The 7,335-nt window shown below is 69.2% G+C and carries 5 protein-coding genes and 2 pseudogenes; all 7 read left to right on the plus strand.

Going from position 1 to position 7,335, the window contains the following annotated elements:
- Window positions 1-480 (plus strand): annotated as a pseudogene (locus AC1HIY_RS17460) (McrB family protein); the annotation flags it as partial.
- Between the two features lie 78 nt (window positions 481-558).
- A complete protein-coding gene (locus tag AC1HIY_RS17465) occupies window positions 559-1,671 on the plus strand; it encodes an amidohydrolase family protein (protein ID WP_479578081.1) in 1,113 nt (370 codons plus the stop codon).
- A gap of 770 nt (window positions 1,672-2,441) precedes the next feature.
- Window positions 2,442-2,582: pseudogene (locus tag AC1HIY_RS17470) on the plus strand (winged helix-turn-helix transcriptional regulator); the annotation flags it as partial.
- Window positions 2,583-2,660: 78 nt separating this feature from the next.
- A complete protein-coding gene (locus AC1HIY_RS17475; protein WP_479578085.1) occupies window positions 2,661-3,434 on the plus strand; it encodes a helix-turn-helix transcriptional regulator in 774 nt (257 codons plus the stop codon).
- Window positions 3,435-3,454: 20 nt separating this feature from the next.
- A complete protein-coding gene (cas1e, locus tag AC1HIY_RS17480; RefSeq protein WP_479578082.1) occupies window positions 3,455-4,483 on the plus strand; it encodes a type I-E CRISPR-associated endonuclease Cas1e in 1,029 nt (342 codons plus the stop codon).
- Between the two features lie 18 nt (window positions 4,484-4,501).
- On the plus strand, window positions 4,502-4,813 hold the full coding sequence (cas2e, locus tag AC1HIY_RS17485; protein ID WP_479578083.1) for a type I-E CRISPR-associated endoribonuclease Cas2e: 312 nt from the start codon (window positions 4,502-4,504) through the stop codon (window positions 4,811-4,813).
- On the plus strand, window positions 4,803-7,335 hold a 2,533-nt coding region (gene cas3, locus AC1HIY_RS17490; protein WP_479578084.1), incomplete at its 3' end, for a CRISPR-associated helicase Cas3'. The genes cas2e and cas3, both read left to right, overlap by 11 nt.

Consider the following 7,335-nt stretch of genomic DNA (forward strand, 5'->3'; position numbering starts at 1 on the left):
AGGGCCGCCCGCCTGGCCGGACTCCGCGACCTCGACGCCGCCGACCGCGCGCGCCTCGACGCGGTGACGCAGGCGCTCGCCGAGGCCAACGCACACCTCGCGCCCGCACAGCTTCAGGTCGCCTATCGCACCCGCGACGAGGCGGCGCTCTTCGTGCTCCACGCCGCCGAGATCGCCCCCGCCTTCCGCACCCGCACCGGCGAAGCTGTCGACCCGCTCGACCTGGCGCTTCACATGAAGGTGTTGCCGCGTCTGCTCGGCGGCAGCCATCCTCTCCGCCGCGCCGTCTTCGGGCTGCTCGGGTGGGCCATGACGGGCGCGCCTTTCTCCGAGGACGACGTCCGCGCCGCGATCGACGCCTGGGAGGCCGCCGGATGCCCGAACGCCGTGCCCGAGGCGCGCTTCCCCCGCACCGCCGCCCGCCTCACGCTGATGGCCGCCCGCCTCCTCGAAGAAGGCTTCACCTCCTTCTGGGTGTGAGCGGCCGGCTGCTTTCCCTTCTCGCCCCCGTCCCCTACTTTGCCGTCCCGCCGCCTCACCCGCTTCTCCCTCCCGGTTATGAAACGACTCCCCACGCTCGCGCTCGTGAGCCTGCTCGTCCCGATGGCCCTTGCCCAGGAAACGCCGCCGAAAGCGCTGATGGACATCGAGGCGTATGAGCCGCGCTCTACGCTCGTCGTGCCCGCGCACCCCGTCACCCGGGCGAAGTACCCGTTCGTCGACGTGCACGCGCATCAGTGGCGCGCCTACGAACGCTCCGACGCCGAGATGGCCGACCTCGTGGCGGCCATGGATGCGATGAACATGGCCGTGATGGTCAACCTCAGCGGCGGCACCGGCGAGCAACTCAAAGCCACCGTCGAGGCCATGAAAGGCCGCTACCCGGAGCGCTTCGTCGTCTTCGCCAACCTCGACTTCGACGGCATCGGCGAGCCGGGATGGACCGAACGCGCCGTCGCCGGGCTGGAGGAGGACGTCCGCAACGGCGCTCAGGGACTGAAGATCTTCAAGAACCTGGGCCTCTCGCTTCGGGACAGCCGGGGCGCCCGCGTGCCGACGGACGACCCCCGCCTCGATCCCATCTGGGCAAAATGCGGCGAACTCGGCATCCCCGTGCTCATCCACACCGCCGACCCCGCCCCGTTCTGGCAGAAGAAGGACCGCTTCAACGAGCGCCGACTCGAACTCCGGCAACGGCCCCGGCGGTACTATGCCGAGCGTGCGGACATCCCGCCGTGGGAGACGCTCATCGCCGAACAGCACAACGTCTTCCGCCGCCATCCGGAGACGACGTTCATCAACGCGCACCTCGGCTGGCTGGGCAACGACCTCGCGCGCCTGGGACGGCTCATGGACGAACTGCCGAACATGTACACCGAACTCGGCGCGGTCATCGCCGAACTCGGCCGCCAGCCCCGCACCGCCCGGGCCTGGCTCATCCGCTACAAGGACCGCGTGATGATGGGCAAGGACGCCTGGGGACCCGAGGAGTACCACGTCTACTTCCGCCTCTTCGAAACCGCCGACGAGTACTTCGACTACTACCGCAAGCGCCACGCCCACTGGAAGATGTACGGCCTCGACCTGCCCGACGACGTGCTCCGGCACATCTATTACCAAAACGCCCTCCGCGTCATCCCCGGCCTCGACGCCTCCCGGTTCCCCGAATGAAGCCCGGGCGCACCGTTCCCCCGCCACGGGTCGTTCCCGAAGCGAGACGCCGGTTTCGGCCCCTGCCGGCTCGGTGCGCGGGCTCCGGCGTCGCCCCCGGTGCGCACCTGTTCGATCGATTTTGTGCCCCCGTAGATTTACACTTGTAAAAGCTCAAAAAAGACAGCATATTCGTGCAACCCTGATGCGAATTATGACGCGCGCCGTGCCGGACGTGCCGTTTCGCGGCGAGAGGAAGGGAATAAGGCACGCTGCGCCCTTCACCCCGATTCCACGCATGGGCCGAGACGATTTTCAAAAATGCAGCTCTTTACGTCAAAATTCGACTTTGTCCGGACATAGTTGTCTATAGAAAAATCACTCGCTTGCTCGACCGGATCGATCGGTATTCCACTTCGACGGGGGCGCGTTATGCGCCGGCTTGCGTCTTCGCACCGGGGGGCGGATCTGCCTTGAAGGATTTTTCGGTGGATCCGATCAATGCGCATCCATCACGCAGATCGTTGGCTGGAGCCATGAATACCAGCCGGTCAGGCTGACAGCAAGCACGCTTGTGCGAGACACGGAATCGACCCGAAATACGTGCAGCAACGACCTTTACGCCGCCATAAAGTCGTCAGGAGACGGCGATGTGTCGCGCCATAGTTTCATTCGAATCCGCACATGTGAGCAAGGATGCTCCCCCACACTGATGGCCATCGGTGTGGTTGTGTTTTCACAGTAACGGCCACGGGTGTCCGGAACACCCGCCCCACTTCTTAGCTTGCCTCATGCTTCACTCCGATACACGTTCCGCACTGCTCGTCCTGCTTGGCGCCGGCGCCGAGCTGACCCAGGATGACCTTTCTCGACGTCTCGGTATCTCGGTCCGCACCGTCCGGCGCCACCTCACAGCACTCGCCCGGGAAGGCCTCGTAACCTCGCGCCGAGACGGACTGCTCAAGCGTTTCCGCCTCGATCCTCGGGGTCGGCCGCTTCCGCCGCTCTCCATGCGTCTTACCGAAGCCGAGGCCGAGGCATTGACCGTGGCGGCGCTGGCGGCACGCGCCCTCCTGGCCCCGACCCCGTTTGCCCCACCCCTTGCCGCGGCCGCTCGCAGCCTCGAACAGGCCTGGCTCGCCGAGGCCTTTTCCTTCGAGCCGGAAACGGAGTCGAATCTCTGGGACTTCGAGGGGCACGCCGGCCCGGTGGTTCCCTTCGATCAGGTGCTGTTTCGCACGCTGCTGACCGCCGTCCGCGAGCGTATTCCTATCGAGACAGCCTATTACACGGCTTCCCGGCAGCACCTTTCGACAGAGCGACGCCTGCATCCGCTCGGCTTTCACGTGCGCGGGGGGTCGTGGTTGCTGGCGGCCTGGTGTTGCCGGGATTATCGCGTCAAGGACTTTGCGCTGCCCGGCTTTCGTTCGGTGCGCCTCCTGACCGGCATGCACTTCGACCCTCCGAAGGACTTCGACCTGCACCTGTATGCCCGCGACCGCTTCCGGGCCGTTGCCGGAGACGACGTGCACCTGGTTCGGCTGCTCGTGACGCCCGAAGCCGTGCCCTACTTCCACCGGAAGGCCTACCATCCGACGCAGCAGATCGAAGCCGAGCACCCGGACGGCAGCGCCGTGGTGTCCTTCGAGGTCGAAGGGCTGGACGATGTGGCCGCGTGGTGTCTCTCATGGGGGGCCAAGCTGCGCGTGCTGGAGCCGCCGGCCCTCGTCGAGCGTGTCGTCGGCGCCTTACGCGAGGCCGCCCGCCGGTATGAATCCTCCTGACGCTTCACACCCGGACCGCCATGAAACCGAACAAGCCGCCCGTCATGCCGCTGCGCAACCGCATCACCGTTTTCTCTGTGGAGTACGGCTCGGTGGAAGTGGACGGTGCGGCGCTCGTCGTCACCGACGCACGCGGCATTCGGGCCCAGCTCCCGGTAGGCGTCTCGGCCGTGTTGATGCTGGAGCCGGGCACGACCATCACCCATGCCGCCGTCAAGCTCTGCGCCGAGAACCGCACCCTCATCATCTGGACCGGCGAGGCCGGCGTGCGGCTCTACAGCGCCGGGCAGGAGGGCGCCGCGCATTCGTACCGGTTGTTGCGCCAGGCGCGCCTGGCGCTCAACCCGAAGAGCCGCCTGGCCGTGGCCCGTGCGATGTACCGGATGCGTTTCTATGAAGAGCCGCCGCGCAAGCGCTCTATCGAGCAGCTCCGGGGGATGGAGGGCGCCCGCGTCCGCGCCATCTATCGCCGTCTGGCCGAGGAGCACGGCATCGACTGGCAGGGACGCCACTACGACCGCGCCGACTGGGGCAGCCAGGATCCCGTCAACCGCGCCCTTTCGGCGGCCAATGCTTGCCTCTACGGTGTCTGTCATGCCGCCATCCTCATCGCCGGCTACAGCGCTGCCCTCGGCTTCATCCACACGGGCTACCCGCTCGCCTTCGTGCACGACCTGGCGGATCTGTACAAGATGGAGCTGGCCGCGCCGACGGCCTTCCGGCTCGCGGCCGAGAGCGAGCTAAACCTGGACCGCCGGGTCCGCCATGCCCTGCGCGACGGGTTTCGCCGCGTGAAACTGCTGGAGCGGATTATTCCCGGCATCGAGACGCTGCTGGACGCCGGAGAAGGGAAACAGGGCATGCCGGAGGAGCTGGGTGGCTGCCGTGTAGAGACGGCCCGTCCCGAGGATGCCCCCTGGCAACACCGTCCCCGCCTGCCCGATGCCCGTGAAGTGGCCGCCGAACTCCAGAGCGACCGTCCCCCGAAGTCCGCACGCTCGAAGCCGCCTTCTCCCTTTGACGACATCGACGACGGCCTGCCCTTTTGACCTCATCCGACAAGCATTATGGTCATCTTCAGCCTCACCAATGCCCCGAAGCGGACGCGCGGCCTGCTCTCGCGCTACTGCCTGGAGGTCCGCTCCGGCCTCTTCGTCGGCCGCCTCGACAAACGGATGCGTCTGAAACTCTGGCAGGCCATCCTGGACGACGCCACGACGCGCACTTCGGCCGTGATGGCCTGGAGCCGCTCGTCGGCGCAGGGCTACGCCTTCCGGAGCCACGGCCCTGCCACGCGCCGCCCCGTCCGCTACGACGGCCTCTGGCTCGTCGAGCAGCCGCCCCCCACTTCGAAGAAAAAGACGTCCGATGTCTCCTGAAACCCTCCTGTACCGTCTCTGGGCCAAGACGAACGAGCGTGCGCGCGACGCCGACGGCCACCCGCCGCCGTGGACGCGCCACCCGCTGCCGCTGCACCTGCTCGACGTGGGCCTCGTCGCCGAGACGTGGCTGCGGGAAGACGAGCACCTGTTCCGGCGCTTCCGCACCCTCTGGCCCGAAGCCGATCCCGAGGCCGTCCGCCGGGCGCTCGTGCTCACCGCCGCCGTGCACGACGCGGGCAAGCTCTACCCGCTCTTCCAGGCGAAGTCGGAAAAAGGCTGGGCGCACGGCTACGGCGCCGGATGGCAGGGCCCGGCGCCCAACGGCACGGGCTTCGACCACGGCGCGGGCACGGCCCGGATCTTCACCACCTACGATCTCTTTGGCCTGCCCGATGGCGTGGATCCGAACTGGCTCACACTCTTGCCGCTGATCCGCGTCGGGGCCGGGCACCACGGGACGCTCTACCCGGACGAGGCGGTAGACCTGGACGACCGCGTGCTCGCGCCCCCACTCCGCGATCTCGTCCCGGCCCTGCCGGCCGAACTGGCGCACCATTTCGGCCCGCCGCTCGAACTGCCGCCGGACCCGCCCCCGGCGTTCCTGCTCCTCACCGCCGGCTTCGTCTCCGTAGCCGACTGGTTCGGCTCCAATGCCGAATCCTTCCCGCTCTCGCCGGAAGTGACCGATTGCGCCGGGGCCGAGGCGTATCTCGCCCGCCATCGCGACGCCGGCGTCGCCGAGGCGGCGCTCCGTGCGGCCGGCCTGATCGCTGACTTCCGGCGGCTGGAAGGGTCGCCGGAGGCGCTGTTCGCCGAGCTGTTCAGCCCCGACGGAGAAGCATGGCGGCCGCGCCCGGGCTTTCAGGCGGCCGCGTGTGCCGTTCCCTTTGGCGAAGAGGAAGGGCCGGAGATCGCCGTCGTGGAGGCGCCGATGGGGCTGGGCAAGACGGAGATCGCGCTGTTCCTGGCTGCACAGGCCCTCCGGCACGGCGCGGCCACCGGCCTCTATGCGGCCCTGCCCACGCAGGCCACCGCCAACGCCCTCTTCACCCGCATCGAGCGCTATGCCCGGCGCATCAAGGGCGAGGCCGACCTGGCGCTGGTGCTCGCCCACGGGGCAAAGCATTATTTCCGGGACTACCGGGCGCTGCGCGAGCGCACCCGCCACACCATCTTCGACCGCCTGCACCGGTCCGATCCTCACGACCCGACGCCGCCCTCGGAGGTCATCGCGCCCTCGTGGGTGCAACCCTCGAAGCGGGCGCTGCTGGCGCCGCTCGGTCTCGGCACCATCGACCAGGCGCTGCTCGGGGCGATGGGCGTCAAGCACGGGTTCGTGCGGCTCTTCGGGCTGGCCCGCAAGGTGGTCATCCTCGACGAGGTCCACGCCTACGACGTGTACATGGGTGTGCTGCTGGAGCACCTGCTCGCCTGGCTCGGCGCGCTCGGCACGAAGGTCATCCTCCTCTCGGCCACCCTGCCCGCGAGCTTGCGCACCCGCCTGCTCACGGCCTACGGCGCGGCCGAACCGCCCGCGGCCGACGCCTACCCGCAGCTCCTGCACGCCGTGGACCGCGCGCCGGTGACGGTGCTGCCCGACCCCGCGCCCGAAACGGCCCGGCGGACCGACGTGCGCGTCGAGCCCGTCGCGGCCGCCGGCGAAGCGGACGTCCGGACGGCGGCCGGCGCGGCCTGGGTGCGGGGCAGGGTAGAAGATGGCGGCTGTGTGGCCTGGATCCGCAACACCGTCCGCGAGGCTCAGGCCGCCTACCGGGAGCTGCGCGCCGAGGGCATCGAGGCGGACCTGTTGCACGCCCGCTTCACCCGGCACGACCGCAACGAGAAAGAGGAGGCCCTCCTCCAGCGCTTCGGCCCGCCCGCCCCGGAGAACCCCCGGCGTCCCGCTGCCCGCGTCGTCGTCGCCACGCAGGTCATCGAACAGAGCGTGGACGTGGACTTCGACGCGATGCTCTCGGACCTGGCGCCGGTGGACCTGTTGCTCCAGCGCGCCGGACGCCTCCACCGCCACGATCGCCCCGGCCGACGCCACGGCCACGCCGCGCCCGTGCTCGGGGTGCTGATGCCGGACGCCGAGGCCCGCCGCCGGCTCGACTTCGGCACGAGCGTCTACGTCTACGACGCCGACACGCTGGCCCGCAGCGCCGTGCTCGTGCGCGACAACCCTACGTGGACGCTGCCCGACGCCTGCCGCACCCTCGTGGCCGCGCTCTATGACCGCGACGAAGCGTACTGGACGGCCGCGCGCCTCGGCGTGGACCCGGACCGGCTCTTCACGGCCCGCGAGCGTTTCGCAAAACGCCGCGCCCAGATGGAACGCGCCGCCCGGCAGGCGCTGCTCACCGCCCCGGACCAGTTCCCCGTGATGCGCAACCCCCGTCAGGACCGCAGCGACGCCGGCGAGCACGTGGCCCTGACCACCGGCTACGCCGCCCACCGCGCCGCCGCCGTCCTCTTCCGCCGGCCGGCGGGCGGCCCGGCGCCGCTGAGCGCCACCGCCC

The sequence above is a fragment of the Rhodocaloribacter sp. genome (genome assembly GCF_056451265.1).